The organism is Enterococcus sp. 9D6_DIV0238 (assembly GCF_002174455.2).
GTDB classification, from domain to species: domain Bacteria; phylum Bacillota; class Bacilli; order Lactobacillales; family Enterococcaceae; genus Enterococcus_L; species Enterococcus_L dunnyi.
Map to the genome: position 1 here is coordinate 2,492,636 of NZ_CP147246.1, position 22,365 is coordinate 2,515,000.

Consider the following 22,365-nt stretch of genomic DNA (forward strand, 5'->3'; position numbering starts at 1 on the left):
AAATAAATGGATGGGATCAAAAGGCGGGAACTGATTTTACAGACGCTAACGACAGCTGAAAAACCAGTAAGCGCCAGCCGTTTTGCAAAAGATTTTAATGTCAGTCGTCAAATCATTGTTGGAGATGTTGCCCTTTTGAGAGCTGCAGGACAAGAGATCATTGCAACTGCGCGCGGCTATTTACTGGAAACGACCCAAGATAAAAAAGGAATATGGCGTAAAATCGCTTGCCAGCATGCCCCGGAAAAAACGGCAGAAGAATTATCGATCATTGTCGCATGCGGTGGAGAAATCGTTGATGTAGTGGTTGAGCATCCTATTTATGGTGAGCTGACTGGCGGATTGCATATTCGTACAGAAAAAGAAATTCGATCATTCATAAAAATGTATGAGAACAGCAATGCCTCATTGTTATCAGAGTTGACTGAGGGCGTTCATTTGCACACGATTCATTGTGCAGATGAAGAAATGCTGGTGCGGATCAAAGAAGCATTGTCTGAAAAAGGAATCTTATATGAAAATTAGCGAGTGCTAAAAAAGACGGTCTAAATTAAGGTTGTCTTTTTTTTAGGTATACCGATTATTTTTTAGATAAAAATCAAAAAAGATTGGAAAGTCTATTTACTTTTTCACTTTTAGCTATATAATAAAATGTAAGCGCTATCTAAAATAAGGAGTGATTTAAAATTGAGTAGACCAATTGATGTTCGTAATACGGTGGATGACGCGTACCAGCTGTATATTGACGGTAAATGGACGCAGGGCTCAGGTAGTCAAACAATCTCTAGTTATAACCCCAGTAATGGTGAAAAACTGGCTGATTTTGTTGATGCTACTCATGAAGATGTTGATCAGGCAGTCGCAGCGGCACAAAAAGCTTTTGAAACATGGAAAGAGGTCGATGTAGCGACCCGCAGTCACTTGTTGTTGGAAATTGCTGATTTAATCGATGAAAATAAAGAGCACTTAGCATTAGTTGAAACGTTAGATAATGGGAAACCCCTTCGCGAAACAATGACGATCGATGTTCCGGCGACAGCGGATCATTTTCGCTATTTTGCTGGAGTGATCCGTGGTGAAGAAGGTACTGTGAAAGATTTTGATGCAGATACATTATCACTGGTCATTAAAGAGCCGATCGGTGTAGTAGGGCAGATCATTCCTTGGAATTTTCCGTTGTTGATGGGCGCTTGGAAGCTAGCACCAGCACTTGCAGCAGGAAATACAGTCGTTATCCATCCTTCTTCCACAACTTCCTTAAGTTTGTTGGAATTATTTAAACTGCTCGATAAAGTATTGCCAAAAGGGGTGGTCAATTTAATCACAGGCCGTGGGTCGGATTCTGGGAACTACATGCTCGAGCATGAAGGCTTTGATAAGTTGGCGTTCACAGGCTCGACAGAGGTTGGCTATACTGTAGCAAAAGCGGCGGCTGAAAAGTTGATTCCGGCAACGCTTGAGCTGGGTGGTAAATCAGCCAATATCATCTTTGATGATGCGAATTGGGAGCGGGCCTTAGAAGGTGTTCAATTAGGGATCTTGTTCAATCAGGGTCAGGTATGCTGCGCTGGTTCTCGTGTCTTTGTCCAAGAAGGAATTTACGATCGATTTGTAGCTGCACTAAAAGAAAAATTTGAAACGATCAAAGTCGGTTTGCCATGGGAAGACGGCATTCAAATGGGTGCTCAAATCAATGAAAAACAATTAAAAGGGATTTTAGAGTATGTAGAAATCGGGACTAAAGAAGGCGCGAAGTTAATTACAGGCGGCTATAAGATTACTGAGAATGGATTAGATAAAGGTGCGTTTTTAGCACCAACCTTATTAGCAGATGCAGATAATACTATGTGTATTGCGCAAGAGGAAATTTTTGGTCCTGTTGCTACAGTGATGAAATTCAAAACAGAAGAGGAAGTCATCGCATTGGCCAATCAATCAGATTATGGTCTTGGTGGTGCTGTATTCTCTCAAAATATCAATACAGCGATTCGTGTTGCCCGCAAAGTGAGAACAGGTCGGATGTGGGTCAATACGTATAATCAATTACCAGCAGGTGCCCCATTTGGCGGCTATAAGAAATCTGGGATCGGTCGTGAAACACACAAATCGATGCTGGATGCGTATACGCAAATGAAAAATATTTACATTGTGACAAAAGAAGAGCCGGATGGGTTATATAATTAAACAAAAAAACATCGCAGTTTTACTCACTGCGATGTTTTTTGAATTAATTATTTTCAGCTTCGAATTTTTCAAATGCAGATTTGATCACGTCTTTTAATGCATTTGCGGAAGCGTTCATCCGATCCATTTCAGAATCTGTCAATGGGATTTCAATGACTTGCTTGATTCCTTGGCGGTTGATGACTGCTGGTGCACCGATATAAATATCGTTTTGTCCATATTCACCATCTAAGTAAACAGAAAGTGGGAAAACAGAATCTTCATCATCTAAGATCGCTTTTGTGATACGAGCTAAAGCAGCAGCGATCCCGTAGAATGTTGCGCCTTTTTTCTCGATGATCGAATAAGCAGCGTCCCGTACATTGAAGAATAAGTTGACCATAGCTTCTTCATCCGTATCAGGATTATTTTTGACCCATTCATAAATTTGTAGACCAGCGACATTCGCATGAGACCAAACCGGAAATTCAGTATCTCCGTGTTCTCCTAAAATGTAAGCATGGACGTTACGGGCATCAACATCGACTAATTCTGCGATTGCTTGACGGAAACGTGCAGAGTCTAAAGAGGTTCCAGAACCAATAACGCGTTCTTTTGGAAATCCTGAGAATTTCCATGTAGAATAAGTTAAAATATCAACTGGGTTTGCGGCAACTAAGAAAATTCCGCTAAAACCAGAATCAACGATCGATGTCACGATTTGTTTATTGATTTTTAAGTTTTTGTGGACTAGATCGATTCTTGTTTCGCCAGGTTTTTGAGCAGCACCTGCAGTTAATACAACAAGGTCAGCGTCATGACAATCGTCATAAGTAGCAGCATAAATTTTCTTAGGAGAAGTAAATGCCAAGGCGTGAGATAAATCAGCAGCATCTCCTTCAGTTTTCTTTGTATCTATATCTATAATTCCAACTTCTTGTGCAATGTTTTGTGTGACTAAGGCAAATGCGTAACTAGATCCGACAGCGCCATCTCCAACTAAAATTACTTTTTGATGATCTTTATTTCCTGCTGCTGCAGTCATGTGTACCATTCCTTTCTGTTAATTGTTTTAACACGTTGATAATACCACCGTTTGTGATGTTTGTCACGTTTTTTGTTTGTATTTATTAATACAGTTTTTAAGGGTGTTTCATAAGAAAACTCTTTCATGTGCGGTATTTCACTATTTATGTTTTTAAAAGTTTTTTTCGTGTAAAAAGAAAGAGCGCTCTCTTACGAATTTTTTAAACATTTAAAAAGGTAGGCTGTAGGCTGTTTTATGGTATAATTGTAAAAAAACTGGGCAGAAGATTTTCCTGCCTGGGTATTTTGTGTTGAACAATATAAAAATGAGGAAAGAGAAATTTGTGAAGAACGTTCTCTTTTAGTCCTTTTAAAATGAAGGAGAAATAGATAATGAAAATGATCGTTGGGTTAGGTAATCCAGGAAGTAAGTATCAAGAAACAAAACATAATATTGGCTTTATAACGATAGATGAAATTGCACATCGTTACAATGCAACTTTTAATAAAAGCCAGTTTGAAGCAGATATTGCGCAGTTTTTTATCGGCACGGAGAAAATCATGCTGGTCAAACCTCTGACCTTCATGAATGAATCAGGTCGTTCAGTAGGTCCGTTGATGACTTATTACGGCGTGGCTGATGAAGAGCTGATCGTTATTTATGATGATTTAGATTTAGCAGTCGGCAAAATTCGATTGCGCGAAAAAGGCGGGGCCGGTGGGCATAATGGAATAAAAAGTTTGATTGCTCATCTAGGGACAAATGTGTTTCCAAGAATCAAGGTAGGGATCGGTCGCCCGCTTGGAAATACTCCGGTCGTACATCATGTGTTGAGCGGCTTTCCTAAAGAGCAGCACGAAGAGATTTTATTAGCTGTGAAAACTGCAGCGGATGCAGCGATCTATGCCAGCGAAGGGCATACATTTGTTGATACAATGAATCATTTTAACGGCAAATAAATTATAGAAGAAGGAGGTCGCCTGACGTGAATATCATCGAACGAATCGGTTCAAGTCCACTGGTTCAGGAATGGCAGCAACAATTAGCAGGAAGCAACCGTCAACTAATCACAGGGTTAGCGGGTTCTGCTAAAACACTGATCATGACTAGCGCATTTAAACAAAAAAAGAAAAAAATCGTCGTTGCGGTCCCTAATCTTTATTACGGCAACCAGTTGGTGGAAGATTTTCGTAATGTATTATCGGATGAAGAAGTCTATTTGTTTCCAGTAGATGAAGTGTTATCCGCTGAGATGGCTTTTTCATCGCCAGAAGCGAGAGCAGAACGAGTGGCTACTCTTAATTTCTTATTGACAGAAAAAGCTGGGATCATTGTGGTTCCGGTGGCAGGATTAAGGAAATACTTGCCTAGCAAACAGACCTGGGAACAAGCTCAGCTACATTGGGAAATCGGCGGCGAGATCGAGCTGGACACATTAGCGCAGCAGTTAGTCCTGATGGGGTATGAGCGGCAGTCTTTAGTTGGAAAGCCGGGAGATTTTAGTATTCGCGGCAGTATCGTAGATGTCTACCCATTGAATGCAGAATATCCTGTTCGAGCGGAATTATTTGATATTGAAATCGATTCGCTTCGTCAGTTTGAAGCTGACACTCAGCGCTCAGTTGGAGCGATCGAATCTGTTACATTGTCCCCAATGACAGATATGATTTTCTCTCAAAAAGACTTAGCTTATGGAGAAAAGCAGTTGAGTAAGGCTTTAGAAAAAAGAGTTGCGGTTGCCAAAGAAGCAACAGAAAGAGGCTTTTTAACCGATTATTTTGGTCAGTTGGCAACTTCTTGGAGTCAGGGAATCCCTACAGAGACTGCTCATTATTATACAGATTTCTTATATGAAGAAAAAACCACATTATTGGATTATTTGTCTGAAGACAGTTTGATTTTTGTTGATGATTATGCCCGTATTTTAGAAGCAGAACGTGAAATCATTCGAGAAGAAAATGAATGGCACGTTCTTAAATTGGAAGAAATGCGTGTTTTCCCAGAACAAACTTTTGGCGTAGATTTCCACGAACAAATTCGCAAAATGCCCTTTTCAGCAACTTTCTTTTCGCTGTTTCAAAAAGGAATGGGGAATCTTCGCTTCCAAGCAATCCATAATTTTCAGTATCGTTCGATGCAGCAGTTCTTCGGACAAATGCCCTTATTGAAAACTGAAATGGATCGTTGGCAAAAACAAGATCAGACAGTCATTGTTTTTGTGCCTACGAAAGAACGTAGTCAAAAAGTGGAAGAGCTGTTTCGGGATTTTGATATCTCAAGTGTCACAGCTTCACCGAATAAATTGCTTGAAGGGAAAATTCAAATCGTTGAAGGGGCATTGCAAACTGGGTTTGAATTACCTCTTGAAAAAATCGTCGCAATCACAGAAAAAGAAATCTTCCATACAACTACGAAAAAAAGAGCGCGCCGCCAAACGGTTTCTAATGCGGAACGCTTAAAAAGCTATAGTGATTTAAAAAACGGTGATTATGTCGTTCATGCAAATCATGGGATCGGTAAGTACATCGGTATGCAGACATTAGAAGTCGACGGTGTCCATCAAGACTACATTACGATTCTATACCAAAATGATGACAAGCTTTTTATACCAGTCACGCAACTGAATTTGATTCAAAAATTCGTTGCTTCAGAAGCAAAGTCACCTAAAGTAAATAAACTAGGCGGCAGCGAATGGAGTAAAACCAAGCGCAAGGTTTCTTCAAAAATCGAAGATATCGCGGATGATCTGATTCAGCTTTATGCATCCAGAGAATCTGAAAAAGGCTACGCTTTTCCACCAGATGATGCTTACCAGAAAGAATTTGAAGATGCTTTTCCATATAGTGAAACAGATGATCAGCTTCGTAGTACGGCAGAAATCAAACATGATATGGAACGGTCACGCCCGATGGATCGCTTATTAGTGGGAGATGTTGGTTATGGAAAAACAGAGGTGGCTTTAAGAGCGGCATTCAAAGCAATCAATAATAATAAACAAGTCGCCTTTTTAGTGCCGACGACCATTTTAGCACAACAGCATTATGAAACAATGCTGGATCGTTTTGAAGGATTCCCAGTTGAAGTTGGTCTGCTCAGCCGCTTCAGAACGAAGAAGCAGCAAAATGAAACCATTGAAAAAATCAAGCATGGGCAAGTGGATATCGTTGTTGGAACGCATCGATTGCTTTCACAGGATGTGAATTTTAGTGATCTGGGATTATTAGTGATCGATGAAGAGCAGCGGTTTGGGGTCAAACACAAAGAGCGGCTAAAACAATTACGGGCGCAGGTCGATGTATTGACTCTGACAGCTACGCCGATCCCTCGTACTTTGCATATGTCTATGTTGGGCGTTCGGGACCTTTCTGTCATCGAAACACCACCTGAAAACCGTTATCCGATCCAGACTTATGTGATGGAAAGCAATCCAGGGGCGATCAGAGAAGCCATTGAGCGGGAAATGGCAAGAGACGGTCAAGTATTTTATCTATATAACCGCGTAGATACGATCGAACAAAAAGTCGAGGAAATCCAAGCACTGGTTCCAGAAGCAAGAATTGCTTATGCCCATGGCCAGATGACCGAAGTTCAGCTGGAGAATACTTTGTTCGATTTTATCGAGCGGCAATATGATGTTCTGGTCACAACAACGATCATTGAAACCGGGGTAGATATCCCTAATGCCAATACATTATTTGTTGAAAATGCAGACTATATGGGCTTGTCGACATTGTATCAATTACGTGGCCGAGTTGGCCGTAGTAATCGTGTGGCATATGCTTATTTTATGTATGAACAGCAGAAAATCCTAAATGAAGTCAGTGAAAAGCGCTTAGAAGCGATCAAAGACTTTACGGAGTTAGGTTCAGGATTTAAAATCGCAATGCGCGATCTATCGATTCGAGGGGCTGGGAACTTACTTGGCGCACAACAACATGGCTTTATCGACTCGGTCGGTTTTGACATGTACTCACAAATGCTGTCAGAAGCTGTTGCCCGTAAGCAAGGGAAAAATATTCAGGATCAAAAGACAACAGTGGAAATCGATCTTGGGATCGATGCCTATTTACCGACATCCTATATCTCAGACGAACGTCAAAAAATCGAAATTTACAAACGAATCCGCCAGTTGGAAAATATGGATATGTACGATGAGTTGGAAGCAGATCTTCTTGACCGATTTGGTGAATATCCTGATGAGGTGGCGCATTTATTGACGACTGGACAAATCAAAATGGATGGCGATCGTGCATTGCTCGAAACGATTCGCAAGCGTAAACAAGAGATTGTATTCACTTTAAGTAAAGTCGGAACAAAGACCTATAGTGTAGAACAGATTTTTGAAGCGTTATCTGAAACACAGCTAAAAGCAGATTTAGCTGTAGACAATGAAAAGATGACGATCAGGCTGAAAGTGCCGAGAGATATGAAAGAAGCAGCATGGCTGCAAGAAGTAGCATCGTTTACCACTGCTTTAAGACAAGAAAAATACAAAACAAGTGCAGTGGAGGCTGAGTGAAAATAGCTGAGAACGATGGAGCGGGTTTGGCTTTTAGACTTATCTAGCTTCTCAGACCAGCTCTAGAAACAAATAGATAAATTTTGTCAAAGATAAAGAACACCTTCGTCAAAATTTCCTAATTTGTTCGCGAGCAGACCGGTCTGTTCAGCTTTTAGATTTATCCAGCTTCACGAGCTGATCTCTCGGAAAAAAGATAAAAATTCATGGCGATAAAAAGTATCGCCAAGTCATTTTTCCTATTTTTCAGTCGAGATCAATCGAGCTTGTTCAGCTTTTAGGCATATCCAGCTTCTCAGACCAGCTCTAGAAACAAATAGATAAATTTTGTCAAAGATAAAGAACATCTTCGTCAAAATTTCCTAATTTGTTCGAGAGCTAATCGGTCTGTTCAGCTTTTAGACTTATCCAGCCCCACAAGCTGATCTCTCGGAAAAAAGATAAAAATTCATGGCGATAAAAAGTATCGCCAAGTCATTTTTTCTATTTTTCAGTCGAGATCAATCGAGCTCGTTCAGCTTTTAGATTGGAGGTTAATTAATGGCACATAAGGAGATGCGGTCGATGATGCAGGGGGCCGTTGTTTTGACAGCGGCATCGTTTGTTGCTAAGGTACTGAGCGCCGTTTATCGTGTGCCTTTTCAAAATTTAGTTGGAGATGAAGGGTTTTATGTTTACCAGCAGGTTTATCCGATTTATGGAATCGCGATGACGTTAGCACTGTCTGGGTTGCCGCAGTTTATTTCGAAAGTAGTAGCAGAGCAGCCGGAGATCAGTGGTCAAAAGAAGGTGTTACAGCAGCTGTTTCCTTTTGTTTTTGTGATTGCAGTGTCCTGCTGGGGCTTTTTCTTTTTAGGTAGTGACGAAATTGCCTATATGATGGGAGATCCTAAGCTGGCCTCCTTGATTCGGGTCGTTTCTTTTACTTTTTTACTGGTACCGATCCTATCCTTTTACCGCGGTAACTTTCAAGGACATCTATTAATGATTCCGAGTGCTGTTTCTCAAGTAGCAGAGCAAATTGTTCGAGTAGGCGTGATTTTGATCGCTGCTTATTCATTTAGCAGTTTCGGTTGGTCGATTTATCAAACCGGTACGATCGCAATGGCTGGTGCACTTTTTGGCGGTATCGTTGCCGCTGTGATTCTTTGGTATTACGATCAGAAAATAAGGGTAGGTAGCTCAGCTTATCTGACACAATGGTCTTTCTCAAAAGAGTCGAGAAAATTATTTGGACGGCTGTTGCTGGAAGGCGGTATCGTGTCATTGTACAGCGCTTTTTTGATTTTGTTTCAATTGATTGATTCATTTGTCGTAAAAAATGCGCTGGTTGTCTCAGGGCTAAGTGATTCAGCAGCAAAAATCGATAAGGGTGTCTATGATCGGGGACAGCCTTTAGTACAATTAGGCTTGGTCGTTGCTTTAGCCTTGAGTTCTAGTTTTCTACCGGCACTGACGAAGTATTTTATCAATCAAGAACAAGGGCGCTTTTTACAGGCTGCGAAGATTTTTTTGCGATTGACTACAGCCATTGCAGCGGCAGCTTCAGTCGGATTAGCATTATTGCTTCCTTATATGAATTATGCACTATTTAAGGATTATCAGGGAAATGGAGTTTTGGGTATCTATGTTTGTTCGATTGCATTCATGGCGGTGATCCAAGCCTATCAAAGTATTTTTCAAAGTAAAAATCAGTTCAAAACAGCGCTGTTAGCTGCTTTTGCAGGTTTGTTAGTGAAGGCATTTTCTTCACATCCCTTGATTTATCTATGGGGAACTGCTGGAGCGAGTCTATCGACCATTATGGGGCTAATGACTACATTGTTATTGTTGGTTCTTTTTTCAGAAAAGGAAATTAACCAATTTGCGGGCGAAGGACGTTTTCTTAAGAAGCTGTTGATTAGTTTAGGTGGAATGACGATCATCTTGCTATGCTATCAGGCAGTAGTTGCGATTCTTCTAGGAATGATCGGACATCGTGGTCAAGCGTTAGTTGTCACGATTTTAGGTGTTCTGATCGGCGGCGGCTCGTTTATTTTCATTATCATCAAAATAAAATTATTCACGATCCGTGAATGGCTGACATTGCCGTTTGGATCGAAAATATTAAGAATGAAGAGGTAATAGTTATGCGTTTAGATAAATTTTTAAAAGTTTCACGTATCATCAAAAGAAGACCCGTGGCAAAAGAAGTTGCGGATAAAGGTCGGATTCAAATCAATGGTGTTCTTGCAAAATCGTCCAGTAATGTGAAGATCGGTGATCAAATCAAGATCCAATTTGGGAATAAAATACTAGAAGTTGAGGTTCTTGAGCTTCGTGATTCAACAAAAAAAGAAGATGCTGAGAAGATGTACCAAATTATTTCCGAAAAAAGAGTAGAAAATAGTGATAATTTAGATTAGACAAGCATCTTAGATGTTGGTATAATATAGCAGACAAACCAAAAAACGAGTGGAGCGGAAAACATGGGAAAAAAGAAAAAAGACACGGAGAAAGTTGCTGCATTAGATAATGAGTATACAAAAGAGCAGTATGCCGAGTTTCAAAAACAGCATAAACAGTTGATTTTCAGACGCCGACGTTTAGCGGTTGTTTTTCTCGTAGCATTTGTGATTTTTCTCGTTTCAGGGTTTCAGCTGATGAAAGATTACCAACAGCTCAATACCTTTAAGAAACAACATGTTGAAGCTGTAGCTGAATCGAAAGAAGCAGACAAGAAGCTTAAACTTTTAGAACAAGATGTCGCGCTGTTAAGAGATGAAGATTACGTAGCGAAGCTAGCACGCAGTCGTTTTTACGTTTCAAAAGAAGGCGAACAAATCTACAATATCCCAGAGTTAGGCGGAACAACTAGCTCGAATGCAGAACAAAAATCATCAGCAGAAGAAAGTCAATCACAGTCTCATTCCTCTGAGAAACAATCAGGAGAATAACTGCAGATATAATAGGGTAAATAATAGGAGGAACATTTTTTTTATGTCAATTGAAGTAGGAGCTAAGTTGCCAGGGAAAGTGTCAGGTATCACAAATTTTGGTGCCTTTATCGATTTAGGTGAAGGGAAAACAGGGTTGGTCCACATTAGTGAAGTATCAAATGGATTCGTTAAAGACATCCATGATGTCTTAACGGTAGGAGATGAAGTGACAGTCAAAGTTACTTCGGTTGGTGATGACGGCAAAGTCGGCTTGTCCATTCGTAAAGCACAAGAACAACCAGTAGAACAAAAGCGTGAATTTCAACGTCGTGATAACCATGAACATCAAGGAAATCGTGACCGTGGACAACGTCCAGCGCCTAAAAAACAATTTACAAGAGCACAGCCAACAAATTCAAAACAAGATTTTGATTCATTGATGAGTTCATTTTTAAAAGATAGTGATGACCGTTTGTCTTCATTGAAACGCAATACAGAAGGTAAACGTGGCGGACGTGGTGGACGCCGTAACTAATAGACAATCGAAGCTGAGCGAGAGCTCGGCTTTTCTGTTTTAGCTAACTTTAGTGAAAGAAACTGGGAGTGAGTGAATGTTTCAGGAATTTTACCGCTATTGCAAAAAGAATCGATATTGGCGACCAGGGGAGCGAATTCTTCTAGCTGTCTCTGGAGGAGTTGACTCCATGGTACTAATGCATTTGATGCAGCGATCAGCTGAAAAAGATGGCTTTCATCTAGCAATAGCGCATGTGAATCATCAGTTACGATCGGAATCAGCTAAAGAGTCAGACTATCTGCAGCAATATTGCCAAAAAGAAGGACTGCCTTACTATAGTAAGAAGTGGGAAGCTGTTGATAAATCCCGAAATACGGAAGCACGAGCTCGACAATTCCGTTATACTTTTTTTACAGAGCTTATGAAAAAAAACGATTATTCAAAACTATTTACAGCGCACCACAAAGACGATCAGGCTGAAACGATCGTGATGAAGCTGACCCGAGGTAGCGCGTTGGCAAATTTAGTAGGCATTCGTTTTCAGCAAACGTTTGGAGAAGGGCAATTGATCCGTCCGTTGCTACTATTTTCGAAAGAACAAATAGAGCAATTTGCTGAACAGAAAAAAATTATCTATTTTGAAGATAGCACGAATCTGAGTGATGAGTATGTACGTAACCGGATGAGACACAGTGTTATCCCACTATTGAAAAAAGAAAACCAACAGTTTTTACAACATATGAGTGACTTTAGTACACAAATCAGCTATGCGGATGAAGTGATCCAATCAGTGATTTTGCCTAAGTATCAAAGTTGGGTGTCAGAAACACAAGAAGGTTGGCAAATTCAATTGCAAGAGCTAAAACAGGAAGAAAAAAGCGTTCAATTTTTTTTCATCCAACAATTCCTTCAGCAAACTTTGGTATCCCGAAAAGTCAAAGTCAGCCAGAAACAAGTGCAACAGCTTTTAGCACTGGTAAATGATTCAAAGCCTCAGATGACGGTCGACTTAGAGCAGGATTGGCAAATGATCAAGGAATATGATGTTGCTTATTTGAGAAAAAAAACATTGCCTTTAGAAAAAGAAGTATTTTCTTTAAACATAGGCGAGCAATTGTTTCTTTCTGAGAATGAATGGATATGCTTAGAACAAATAGGAGCCGATGCTGAACAACCTGAAAAAATTAGAAACTGGCAGGAACTTTCCTTGACGATCAGCAGTGAGATCCCCTTACCGCTATCTATCCGGCACAGGAAAGAAGGGGATCGAATCGCGTTGACACCCAAATTAACGAAACGAGTCAAACGGCTATTTATCGATCAAAAAATCCCTAATTCTATTCGGGAAAAAACGTGGCTGATTCTCTCAAGTACAGGAGAGATCATTTGGATGCCTAAATTTGCAAATTCGCATTTGAGTATTCCTAAAGAAACTGATAAAATACTCTACAGACTCCTTTATAAAACAAAGGAGTAAAAATCAATAAATACGAACGATGAAATAAGGGATAATAACCTACAAGGAAAAGGAGAGCACTATGCTAGAGAAAGATATTAAGCAAGTTTTGATTTCACAAGAACAAATCCTTGAAAAATCAGCTGAACTTGGAAAACAGCTGACAGAAGATTACAAAGGCAAGAATCCTTTAGTGATCGGTATTTTAAAAGGTGCCATTCCTTTTATGGCTGATATTACACGCTGCATCGATACGCATTTGGAAATGGATTTTATGGACGTGTCAAGCTATGGTAATGCAACGGTATCATCCGGTGAAGTGAAAATCGTCAAAGATCTGGACACAAATGTTGAAGGTCGGGATATCCTGATCGTTGAAGATATCATCGATAGTGGCCGAACATTAGCTTATTTAGTAGATCTATTTAAATATAGAAAAGCAGCTTCTGTAAAAATCGTTACATTATTAGATAAACCAGAAGGCCGTGTTGTAGATATCGTAGCAGATTACGTTGGCTTTGATGTACCGAATGAATTCGTTGTCGGTTATGGTTTAGACTATGCAGAAGCTTATCGGAACCTGCCTTACGTAGGGGTCTTGAAACCAGAAATCTACGAATCAAATTAATATCTCTCTTGGAAATAGTTATGTTACAATGTAATGGTCAGAATTGATAAAAAATAAACCGTAAACACAAGAATTACGAGCAGTTGTTCAAAGGAGGACAGGCATGAATAAAAAAAATAGCGGCATGAAAAATGGCCTATACTATGTATTGCTTATTTTAGCGATGGTCATGGTTGTATATTTCATCTTTGGAAATAGCAATCAACAGTCGCCGGATATTGAATACTCAACCTTTAATACCCAATTAGAAAAAGGGAAAATCAAGGAAATGACGATCCAGCCAACAAATGGCGTGTACAAGATCGTTGGTCAGTATAAAGACAAACAAGAAATCAAAAATACTGGTGGTCTTTCGTTATGGGGATCGACAGAGGTTTCAACAAAATCATTTACAACGATTGTCCTGCCAAGTGACATCACTTTATCAGGGATTCAAGAAATGGCGAAAGACAATAATGTAAAATTAACAGTAAAAGAACAGTCAACAAGCGGTGCTTGGTTGTCGATCCTATTTAGCTTCTTACCGATCGTGTTATTCATCTTCTTATTCTATATGATGATGGGTCAACAAGGCGGCGGTGGCGGTGGCGGCGGCCGTGTCATGAACTTTGGTAAATCAAAAGCCAAAGAAGCAGACAAAAAAGCGAACCGTGTGCGTTTCTCTGACGTAGCCGGAGCCGAAGAAGAAAAACAAGAATTAGTTGAAGTAGTCGAGTTCTTAAAAGATCCAAGACGCTTCGTTGAATTAGGAGCACGTATCCCAGCGGGTGTTCTTTTAGAGGGACCTCCAGGAACAGGTAAAACATTACTTGCTAAAGCCGTAGCAGGTGAAGCTGGCGTACCGTTTTACTCAATCTCTGGTTCAGACTTCGTCGAAATGTTTGTCGGTGTCGGTGCGAGCCGTGTTCGTGACTTGTTTGAAACAGCGAAGAAAAATGCGCCAGCGATCATCTTTATCGATGAGATCGATGCCGTTGGTCGTCAACGTGGTGCTGGTATGGGTGGCGGACACGATGAACGTGAACAAACCTTGAATCAGTTGCTAGTTGAAATGGATGGTTTTGATGGGAATGAAGGCGTGATCGTCATTGCTGCAACGAACCGTTCAGATGTCTTAGACCCAGCGTTATTACGTCCAGGTCGTTTTGACCGTCAAATTTTAGTTGGTCGTCCAGATGTGAAAGGCCGTGAAGCGATCCTTAAAGTTCACGCTCGTAACAAACCGTTGGCTGATGATGTTGACTTAAAAGTTGTTGCACAACAAACACCAGGCTTTGCTGGTGCTGATTTAGAAAATGTCTTAAACGAAGCAGCTTTAGTTGCAGCTCGTCGTAATAAAAAGAAAATCGATGCGTCCGACGTGGATGAAGCAGAAGATCGCGTGATTGCCGGACCAGCGAAGAAAGATCGCGTAATCAACAAGAAAGAACGTGAAATGGTTGCATATCATGAAGCGGGACATACGATCGTTGGTTTAGTTCTAAGCCGTGCCCGTATCGTTCACAAAGTAACGATCATTCCGCGCGGACGTGCTGGCGGATATATGATCGCTTTACCAAAAGAAGATCAATTCTTGATGACTAAAGAAGATATGTTTGAACAAATCGTCGGCTTACTTGGCGGACGTACAGCAGAAGAAATCATCTTCGGTGTTCAATCAACTGGTGCATCAAATGACTTTGAACAAGCAACAGGAATTGCCCGCAGTATGGTCACTGAATATGGAATGAGCGACAAATTAGGTCCTGTTCAATATGAAGGAAACCACCAAGTCTTTGTTGGCCGTGATTATGGTCAAACTAAAGCTTACTCTGAACAAGTAGCATTTGAAATCGATCAAGAAGTACGCCGTATCTTGATGGAAGCTCATGATAAAGCGCATGAAATCATCGAAGCACATCGTGCTCAGCACAAACTGATCGCAGAAAAACTACTTGAATTTGAAACATTAGATGCGCGCAGCATCAAGTCATTGTTTGAAGATGGTGTTATGCCTCAAGATGTTATCGATAGCCAATTCCCAAGTGAAAAGGCCCAAACATTTGAAGAAGCAAAACGTGCGTTAGAAGAAAAAGACGCACAAAAACAAGCTGAAGAAAAACAAGACTTTGAAGATGCGAAAAAAGAATTGCACGACGAAGCAGAAGAAGTAAAAGCGAACAGTGAAAAAACAGAAGAAACTGTCCAGTCTGAAACAAAAGATGAAGACAAAAAAGATGATTCTGAATATGATCGCAATAACTTTGAAGATCGTTACAAATAAACAATAAAAAGGGTGTAGTATTCGTACTACACCGCTTTTTTTGTATTTTCGATCAAGTCTATATTTTGGATTTTGGGGTCAGAATAGCATTAGCGATCAAACCAAATCCAGTTCCGATCAAGACGCCAGCTAAGATGCCGATCAATGTGTAGATCCAGCCTGTATGCATAAATTCCGGTACGCCTCCGCTAGCTAAGAAGCCGACCAATGCTCCAATCGTTAAACCCAATACGGCAAAGCCTCCATAAAATAACCCGATTATTTCATGATCGGCAGGATCGATCGCTGCGTAATATTGAGCAAAACGTTCCTGAAGTTCATCGGATTGATCTGTTTGACTTGAAAAACGAAGAGCATCACTGGCTTTTTCAAATGCTTCCTCTTCGCTCATTCCATTAGCGATCAAATCGCTGATATAGTCATTCATATATAGGATCATATCATCTTGCATTTCACGGCTTTTATCAGAGGTATTTTTGAATCTGGATATTTTTGTACCAATTTTTTCACGGCTTTTGCCAGCTTTGCGACGTAATTTTTCCATATAAGTCATTTCAGCATCGTCCAAATAAAGTGTTGATTGCTCTTTAGCAAATTGTTTGATTTTTTGTTGTATCTCATGATTGATGGTCATGTTGGTTGCTCCTTCCGTTTTTCAAGGTTGTTACTCGATCTGATAAAAATTGCCATCGTTCCCAAAAATCAGCGAGTTCTTGTTTTCCATTATCATTTAGCGTATAAAATTTTCTAGGAGGTCCCAGCTCAGATGGCTTTTTTGTGACAGTAACCATTTTATTGCGTTCGAGTCTCAAAAGTATTGTATAGACCGTTCCTTCTGTCATTCCGGCAAATCCCATGGCTGTCAATCTCCGAACGATTTCGTATCCATAGACTTCATTTTCGCTCATGATTTGAAGCATCATGCCCTCTAAAATACCTTTTAGCATCTCACTTAACTTATCCATTTGATCACTTCCGTTCATGCATACTCTTCTAGGTACAATGTATTACTAAGTACGGGTACATAATAACGCAAGGTACCTGAATCTGTCAATCATTAAGCAGCCTGTCAAAATTCTTTAGTTGAAAAAATACTGAAATCCTAGTATTATCTGATAATGAGTCAGATAAAGTCTCAAGTGAGAAGAGGTAAATAAAATGGAAGATTACTTAGTAAAAGCATTATGCTATGAAGGATCGATTCGCGCTTATGCTGTTTGCGCAACAAATACAATTTCAGAAGCACAAGAACGTCATGATACATGGAGCTCATCGACTGCGGCATTAGGCAGAACGATGGTTGGGGCACTATTATTAGGTGCAACGTTAAAAGGTGAAGATAAGTTGACGGTCAAAGTTCAAGGGAATGGTCCGGCAGGAAGCATTGTTGTCGATAGTGACGGCAGTGGAAATACCAAAGGCTATATCAAGAACCCGCATGTCAGCTTAACACTTAATGAAAGCGGAAAAATCGATGTTCGCGGAGCAGTGGGGACAGAAGGTGTCTTTACTGTGATAAAAGATTTAGGCTTGAAAGAAACTTTCTCAGGTCAAACACCGATCGTTTCTGGCGAAATCGGCGAAGACTTTACTTATTTTATGGCTGTTTCAGAACAAATTCCCTCAGCCATCGGTCTAAGTGTTTTAGTTGATACGGATGAACACGTTAGAGCTGCTGGTGGCTTTATGATTCAGGTGATGCCGGGAGCAGATGAAAAGACAATCGATTTTATTGAACAACGTCTGCAGGAAGTACCGATGATTTCTCGTCTGATCGATGAAGGTGAATCTCCAGAAGGGATTTTAGAACGTCTATTAGGGAAAGACGAGATCGAAATTTTAGAAAAAATGCCCGTTCAATTCAAATGTAACTGCTCAAAAGAAAAGTTTGGAACAGCAATTATCGCTGTAGGGCTTGATGAAATCAATGCTATGATCGAAGAAGATCATGGAGCAGAAGCAGTTTGTCAGTTCTGCGGGAATAAGTACCATTATAGTGAAGAGGACTTGATCGCATTGAGGGATGAAGCAATCAAAAATACTCGAAATAAATAGGGGGAAAGCTTGATGTGGAAAATAGGCGATATTGAGATACCCAATCGAGTTGTTGTTGCACCAATGGCGGGCATCAGCAATGCAGCTTTTCGTGTAACTGTGAAAGAATTTGGTGCTGGATTAGTTGTTTGTGAAATGATCAGTGATAAAGGAATCCAGCACAGAAATAAAAAGACATTAGAGATGCTTTATATCGATGAGCGAGAATACCCATTGAGTGTTCAGATTTTCGGCGGCAATAAAGAAAATCTTGTTGAAGCAGCAAAATTTGTTGAGGAAAATACGAAAGCGGCAATCATCGATATCAATATGGGCTGTCCAGTCAATAAAGTCATCAAAGCTGAAGCAGGTGCAAAATGGCTGTTAGATCCGAACAAAGTTTATGAAATGGTTGAAGCCGTTTCTTCAGCGGTTTCTTTGCCTGTAACAGTTAAAATGCGGACAGGCTGGGATGATGAGCACTTATTTGCTGTAGAGAATGCACTGGCTGCTGAAAAAGCAGGGGCTTCTGCTATCGCAATGCATGGACGAACTCGTGTACAAATGTACGAAGGGAAGGCCAACTGGGAAGTGCTGAAAGAAGTGAAACGTCATCTAACGATTCCTTTTATGGGCAATGGTGATGTTAAAACCCCGGAAGATGCAAAACGAATGATCGAATATGTGGGTGCTGATGGTGTGATGATCGGCAGAGCAGCTTTAGGCAATCCTTGGATGATCCAACGTACGAAAGAATATCTTGAAACGGGTGTATTGATACCTGACCCAAGTCCCTTTGAAAAAATCGAAACAGCGAAACTTCATTTAATACGTTTGGTAGACCTAAAAGGGGAAAGTATTGCAACAAGAGAATTTCGTCAGCATGCTGCCTACTATTTAAAAGGAATCCCACGTGCAGCGAAAGTAAAAGCTGCGATCAATCAAGCGGAGACACAGCAGGATATGATCGATTTGTTAGATGCATTTGTAGAAAAAGCAGAAAAATATGCAGAAAAAGAGACAATGGAAACAATCTAATAAAAAAAGCAGGCAGAATCCAAAGTTCAGCTTGCTTTTTTTCGTTTTAGTGTGGCATTATAATGGTATGTGATTTCAGAATGGAGGAAATAAAGTGGCAGATGAACAACAAGCGCACTTAGAGGATCTAAATGATCAAATGCTTGTGCGTCGTGAAAAAATGGAAAACTTACGTGAAGAAGGTATTGATCCCTTTGGTAGACGTTTTGACCGTACACATAATTCAAGTGAGTTACATGAACAATTTGACCAAAACTCAAAAGAAGAATTAAATGAACTAGACTTATCGGCAAGCGTTGCTGGTCGTATGATGACAAAGCGTGGAAAAGGTAAGGCTGGATTTGCTCACCTACAAGACCGCGAAGGCCAAATCCAAATCTACGTACGCAAAGACCAAGTAGGAGACGAAGCGTATGAGCTATTCAAGCACGCTGATCTTGGAGATTTCTTTGGTGTCACTGGACAAATTATGAAGACTGATACGGGAGAAGTGACTGTTAAGGCGAAAACGATCGTCCTACTAACTAAAGCATTACGCCCATTACCAGATAAATATCATGGCTTGACGAATATCGAACAACGTTACCGTCAACGTTACCTTGATTTGATCAGTAACAAAGATAGTTTTGATCGTTTCATGAAGCGTAGTCAAATCATTAGTGAAATTCGTCGCTACTTAGACAGCAATGGCTATGTAGAAGTGGAAACGCCTGTTTTACACAATGATGCCGGTGGAGCAACTGCAAGACCGTTTATCACACACCATAATGCATTAGATATGGATTTATACATGCGAATTGCGCTGGAATTACATCTAAAACGTCTGATCGTAGGTGGTATGGAAAAGGTTTATGAGATTGGTCGTGTATTCCGGAATGAAGGAACTGATACAACACATAACCCTGAGTTTACAATGTTAGAGGCTTATACAGCTTATACAGATTATAAAGATGTAATGGATCTAACAGAAGGGATCATTCGTAATGCCGCTGAAAAAGTATTAGGCACATCAACTATTTCTTACGATGGAAAACAGGTAGATTTAGGCTCTGGATTCAAACGTGTTCATATGGTTGATGCCATCAAGGAGCAGACAGGTGTGGATTTCTGGCAAGAAATGTCAGTTGAACAAGCACGTGATCTGGCTAAAAAGCATAACGTAGAAATCAATGATAATATGGCAGTAGGGCACATTTTAAATGAATTCTTCGAAACATTTGTGGAAGAAACGCTGCAACAGCCAACATTTGTTTATGGACATCCAGTTGAAGTTTCTCCATTAGCGAAGAAAAATCCAGAAGATGGGCGTTTTACTGACCGTTTTGAATTATTTATAGTAGGAAAAGAATTCGCAAATGCGTTTACTGAGTTGAATGACCCGATCGATCAGCGTGAACGTTTCGAAGGACAAGAGAAAGAACGTGAGCAAGGAAACGATGAAGCTCATGGTGTTGACGAAGACTTTATTGAAGCATTAGAGTATGGATTACCGCCAACCGGTGGTTTAGGCATTGGGATCGATCGTTTAGTAATGCTTTTAACGGATGCACAATCAATTCGTGATGTATTACTATTCCCAACAATGAGATAAATACAGTTTAACTGTCTATCATAGTCGATAGACAGTTTTTTTATTTGTAAAGAAATAGGCTGAAAAACAGTCAAAATCCATTCTCAAGAGGTTAGAAAACGAACGATAAAGAACAAAAGGAATAAAACAATCGGTAACGAAAAAAACTTCAAAAAAAAATGCAATTTTTGATTGACCTGCGCGCCGAAACTTGGTATATTATTACATGTCGCAAGGCGAGCAACAAAATCGCTGAAACGACTGAAATAGAATAACAAATCAAGTTTTAAAAAAACTTGAAAAATCAGGAAGAAAGTTGTTGACAAATAACAAACAACCTGATAAACTAATGGAGTTGTCGCTGAAACAAACGACAACGCCAAGCAGAAAAAACTTTGAAACTTTTTTAAAAAAGTGTTGACATCAAATCGAAGATTTGATATGATATAAAAGTTGCTGCGAGGTAACAACGTAGACCTTTGAAAACTGAACAAAGTAAGACAAACCAAATGTGTAGGTTGTTTTCACAACGGTGAAAACAAACAATAATTTTTAACAAGCGAAGCAATATGCTAGCAAACAAATGAGCTTAACGATCGTAAGATCGTGTTCAACTTTTATTATGAGAGTTTGATCCTGGCTCAGGACGAACGCTGGCGGCGTGCCTAATACATGCAAGTCGAACGCTTCTTTTCTACCGAGTGCTTGCACTCATTTGAAAAGAGGAGTGGCGGACGGGTGAGTAACACGTGGGTAACCTGCCCATCAGAGGGGGATAACACTTGGAAACAGGTGCTAATACCGCATAACAGTCGACACCGCATGGTGTTGATTTGAAAGACGCTTTCGGGTGTCACTGATGGATGGACCCGCGGTGCATTAGCTAGTTGGTGAGGTAACGGCTCACCAAGGCCATGATGCATAGCCGACCTGAGAGGGTGATCGGCCACACTGGGACTGAGACACGGCCCAGACTCCTACGGGAGGCAGCAGTAGGGAATCTTCGGCAATGGACGAAAGTCTGACCGAGCAACGCCGCGTGAGTGAAGAAGGTTTTCGGATCGTAAAACTCTGTTGTTAGAGAAGAACAAGTAGGAGAGTAACTGCTCTTACCTTGACGGTATCTAACCAGAAAGCCACGGCTAACTACGTGCCAGCAGCCGCGGTAATACGTAGGTGGCAAGCGTTGTCCGGATTTATTGGGCGTAAAGCGAGCGCAGGCGGTTTCTTAAGTCTGATGTGAAAGCCCCCGGCTCAACCGGGGAGGGTCATTGGAAACTGGGAGACTTGAGTGCAGAAGAGGAGAGTGGAATTCCATGTGTAGCGGTGAAATGCGTAGATATATGGAGGAACACCAGTGGCGAAGGCGACTCTCTGGTCTGTAACTGACGCTGAGGCTCGAAAGCGTGGGGAGCAAACAGGATTAGATACCCTGGTAGTCCACGCCGTAAACGATGAGTGCTAAGTGTTGGAGGGTTTCCGCCCTTCAGTGCTGCAGCAAACGCATTAAGCACTCCGCCTGGGGAGTACGACCGCAAGGTTGAAACTCAAAGGAATTGACGGGGGCCCGCACAAGCGGTGGAGCATGTGGTTTAATTCGAAGCAACGCGAAGAACCTTACCAGGTCTTGACATCCTTTGACCACTCTAGAGATAGAGCTTTCCCTTCGGGGACAAAGTGACAGGTGGTGCATGGTTGTCGTCAGCTCGTGTCGTGAGATGTTGGGTTAAGTCCCGCAACGAGCGCAACCCTTATTGTTAGTTGCCATCATTCAGTTGGGCACTCTAGCGAGACTGCCGGTGACAAACCGGAGGAAGGTGGGGATGACGTCAAATCATCATGCCCCTTATGACCTGGGCTACACACGTGCTACAATGGGAAGTACAACGAGTCGCTAGGCCGCGAGGTCATGCAAATCTCTTAAAGCTTCTCTCAGTTCGGATTGTAGGCTGCAACTCGCCTACATGAAGCCGGAATCGCTAGTAATCGCGGATCAGCACGCCGCGGTGAATACGTTCCCGGGCCTTGTACACACCGCCCGTCACACCACGAAAGTTTGTAACACCCGAAGTCGGTGAGGTAACCTTTTGGAGCCAGCCGCCTAAGGTGGGATAGATGATTGGGGTGAAGTCGTAACAAGGTAGCCGTATCGGAAGGTGCGGCTGGATCACCTCCTTTCTAAGGAATATTACGGAACTACACGGTTCGTCAACACTTTGTTCAGTTTTGAGA

The 22,365-nt window shown here is 41.0% G+C and carries 17 protein-coding genes and 1 rRNA gene; 15 read left to right on the plus strand and 3 right to left on the minus strand.

The window, feature by feature from the left end; translation table 11 throughout:
• Nucleotides 1-6 precede the first annotated feature (6 nt).
• Nucleotides 7-525, plus strand: coding sequence for a transcription repressor NadR (locus A5889_RS11635; protein ID WP_087642033.1), 519 nt, complete (start codon nucleotides 7-9; stop codon nucleotides 523-525).
• Between the two features lie 162 nt (nucleotides 526-687).
• Nucleotides 688-2,184, plus strand: coding sequence for an aldehyde dehydrogenase family protein (locus tag A5889_RS11640; protein ID WP_176372894.1), 1,497 nt, complete (start codon nucleotides 688-690; stop codon nucleotides 2,182-2,184).
• Nucleotides 2,185-2,227: 43 nt separating this feature from the next.
• Here A5889_RS11640 and A5889_RS11645 read toward each other — a convergent pair whose 3' ends face one another.
• Nucleotides 2,228-3,208: an L-lactate dehydrogenase gene (locus A5889_RS11645; RefSeq protein ID WP_087642034.1), complete on the minus strand. Its 981-nt coding sequence runs from the start codon at nucleotides 3,206-3,208 to the stop codon at nucleotides 2,228-2,230.
• A 374-nt stretch (nucleotides 3,209-3,582) separates the two neighbouring features.
• Between A5889_RS11645 and pth the strand changes: the two genes are divergently transcribed.
• From pth to ftsH, 9 genes are all read left to right on the plus strand, one after another.
• Nucleotides 3,583-4,149, plus strand: a complete 567-nt coding sequence (gene pth, locus A5889_RS11650; protein ID WP_087642035.1) for an aminoacyl-tRNA hydrolase — start codon at nucleotides 3,583-3,585, stop codon at nucleotides 4,147-4,149.
• Nucleotides 4,150-4,175: 26 nt separating this feature from the next.
• Nucleotides 4,176-7,709, plus strand: coding sequence for a transcription-repair coupling factor (mfd, locus tag A5889_RS11655; RefSeq protein ID WP_176372895.1), 3,534 nt, complete (start codon nucleotides 4,176-4,178; stop codon nucleotides 7,707-7,709).
• 540 nt (nucleotides 7,710-8,249) lie between these two features.
• Nucleotides 8,250-9,833, plus strand: a complete 1,584-nt coding sequence (locus A5889_RS11660; protein ID WP_087642037.1) for a putative polysaccharide biosynthesis protein — start codon at nucleotides 8,250-8,252, stop codon at nucleotides 9,831-9,833.
• Nucleotides 9,834-9,838: 5 nt separating this feature from the next.
• Nucleotides 9,839-10,114, plus strand: a complete 276-nt coding sequence (locus A5889_RS11665) for an RNA-binding S4 domain-containing protein (protein WP_087642038.1) — start codon at nucleotides 9,839-9,841, stop codon at nucleotides 10,112-10,114.
• A gap of 63 nt (nucleotides 10,115-10,177) precedes the next feature.
• Nucleotides 10,178-10,645 (plus strand): FtsB family cell division protein, encoded by a 468-nt coding sequence (locus tag A5889_RS11670; protein ID WP_087642039.1) that lies wholly within the window; start codon nucleotides 10,178-10,180, stop codon nucleotides 10,643-10,645.
• 43 nt (nucleotides 10,646-10,688) lie between these two features.
• A complete protein-coding gene (locus A5889_RS11675) occupies nucleotides 10,689-11,162 on the plus strand; it encodes a S1 domain-containing RNA-binding protein (RefSeq protein ID WP_087642040.1) in 474 nt (157 codons plus the stop codon).
• A gap of 76 nt (nucleotides 11,163-11,238) precedes the next feature.
• Nucleotides 11,239-12,621, plus strand: coding sequence for a tRNA lysidine(34) synthetase TilS (gene tilS / locus A5889_RS11680; protein WP_087642041.1), 1,383 nt, complete (start codon nucleotides 11,239-11,241; stop codon nucleotides 12,619-12,621).
• Between the two features lie 61 nt (nucleotides 12,622-12,682).
• Entirely contained in the window at nucleotides 12,683-13,228 is a 546-nt protein-coding gene (gene hpt, locus A5889_RS11685; RefSeq protein WP_087642042.1) for a hypoxanthine phosphoribosyltransferase, read from the plus strand.
• 103 nt (nucleotides 13,229-13,331) lie between these two features.
• The gene (gene ftsH, locus A5889_RS11690) at nucleotides 13,332-15,491 is read left to right on the plus strand and encodes an ATP-dependent zinc metalloprotease FtsH (protein WP_087642043.1); all 2,160 of its coding nucleotides are present in this window, start codon (nucleotides 13,332-13,334) and stop codon (nucleotides 15,489-15,491) included.
• Between the two features lie 58 nt (nucleotides 15,492-15,549).
• Here ftsH and A5889_RS11695 read toward each other — a convergent pair whose 3' ends face one another.
• Nucleotides 15,550-16,125: a hypothetical protein gene (locus A5889_RS11695; RefSeq protein ID WP_087642044.1), complete on the minus strand. Its 576-nt coding sequence runs from the start codon at nucleotides 16,123-16,125 to the stop codon at nucleotides 15,550-15,552.
• Nucleotides 16,109-16,456, minus strand: coding sequence for a PadR family transcriptional regulator (locus tag A5889_RS11700; RefSeq protein WP_087642079.1), 348 nt, complete (start codon nucleotides 16,454-16,456; stop codon nucleotides 16,109-16,111). Before A5889_RS11700 ends, A5889_RS11695 begins: the two co-directional genes overlap by 17 nt.
• A 193-nt stretch (nucleotides 16,457-16,649) precedes the next feature.
• Here A5889_RS11700 and hslO point away from each other — a divergent pair, with 193 nt between their 5' ends.
• The 4 genes from hslO (at nucleotide 16,650) to A5889_RS11720 (ending at nucleotide 22,311) form a co-directional block, all read left to right on the plus strand.
• Nucleotides 16,650-17,546 carry an Hsp33 family molecular chaperone HslO gene (gene hslO, locus A5889_RS11705; protein WP_087642045.1) on the plus strand — a complete coding sequence of 299 codons (897 nt, stop codon included), beginning with the start codon at nucleotides 16,650-16,652 and terminating at the stop codon, nucleotides 17,544-17,546.
• A 12-nt stretch (nucleotides 17,547-17,558) separates the two neighbouring features.
• Nucleotides 17,559-18,563, plus strand: coding sequence for a tRNA dihydrouridine synthase DusB (gene dusB, locus A5889_RS11710; RefSeq protein ID WP_087642046.1), 1,005 nt, complete (start codon nucleotides 17,559-17,561; stop codon nucleotides 18,561-18,563).
• 94 nt (nucleotides 18,564-18,657) lie between these two features.
• Nucleotides 18,658-20,154, plus strand: a complete 1,497-nt coding sequence (gene lysS, locus A5889_RS11715; RefSeq protein ID WP_087642047.1) for a lysine--tRNA ligase — start codon at nucleotides 18,658-18,660, stop codon at nucleotides 20,152-20,154.
• A gap of 597 nt (nucleotides 20,155-20,751) precedes the next feature.
• A 16S ribosomal RNA gene (locus A5889_RS11720) occupies nucleotides 20,752-22,311 on the plus strand.
• Nucleotides 22,312-22,365: the final 54 nt, after the last annotated feature.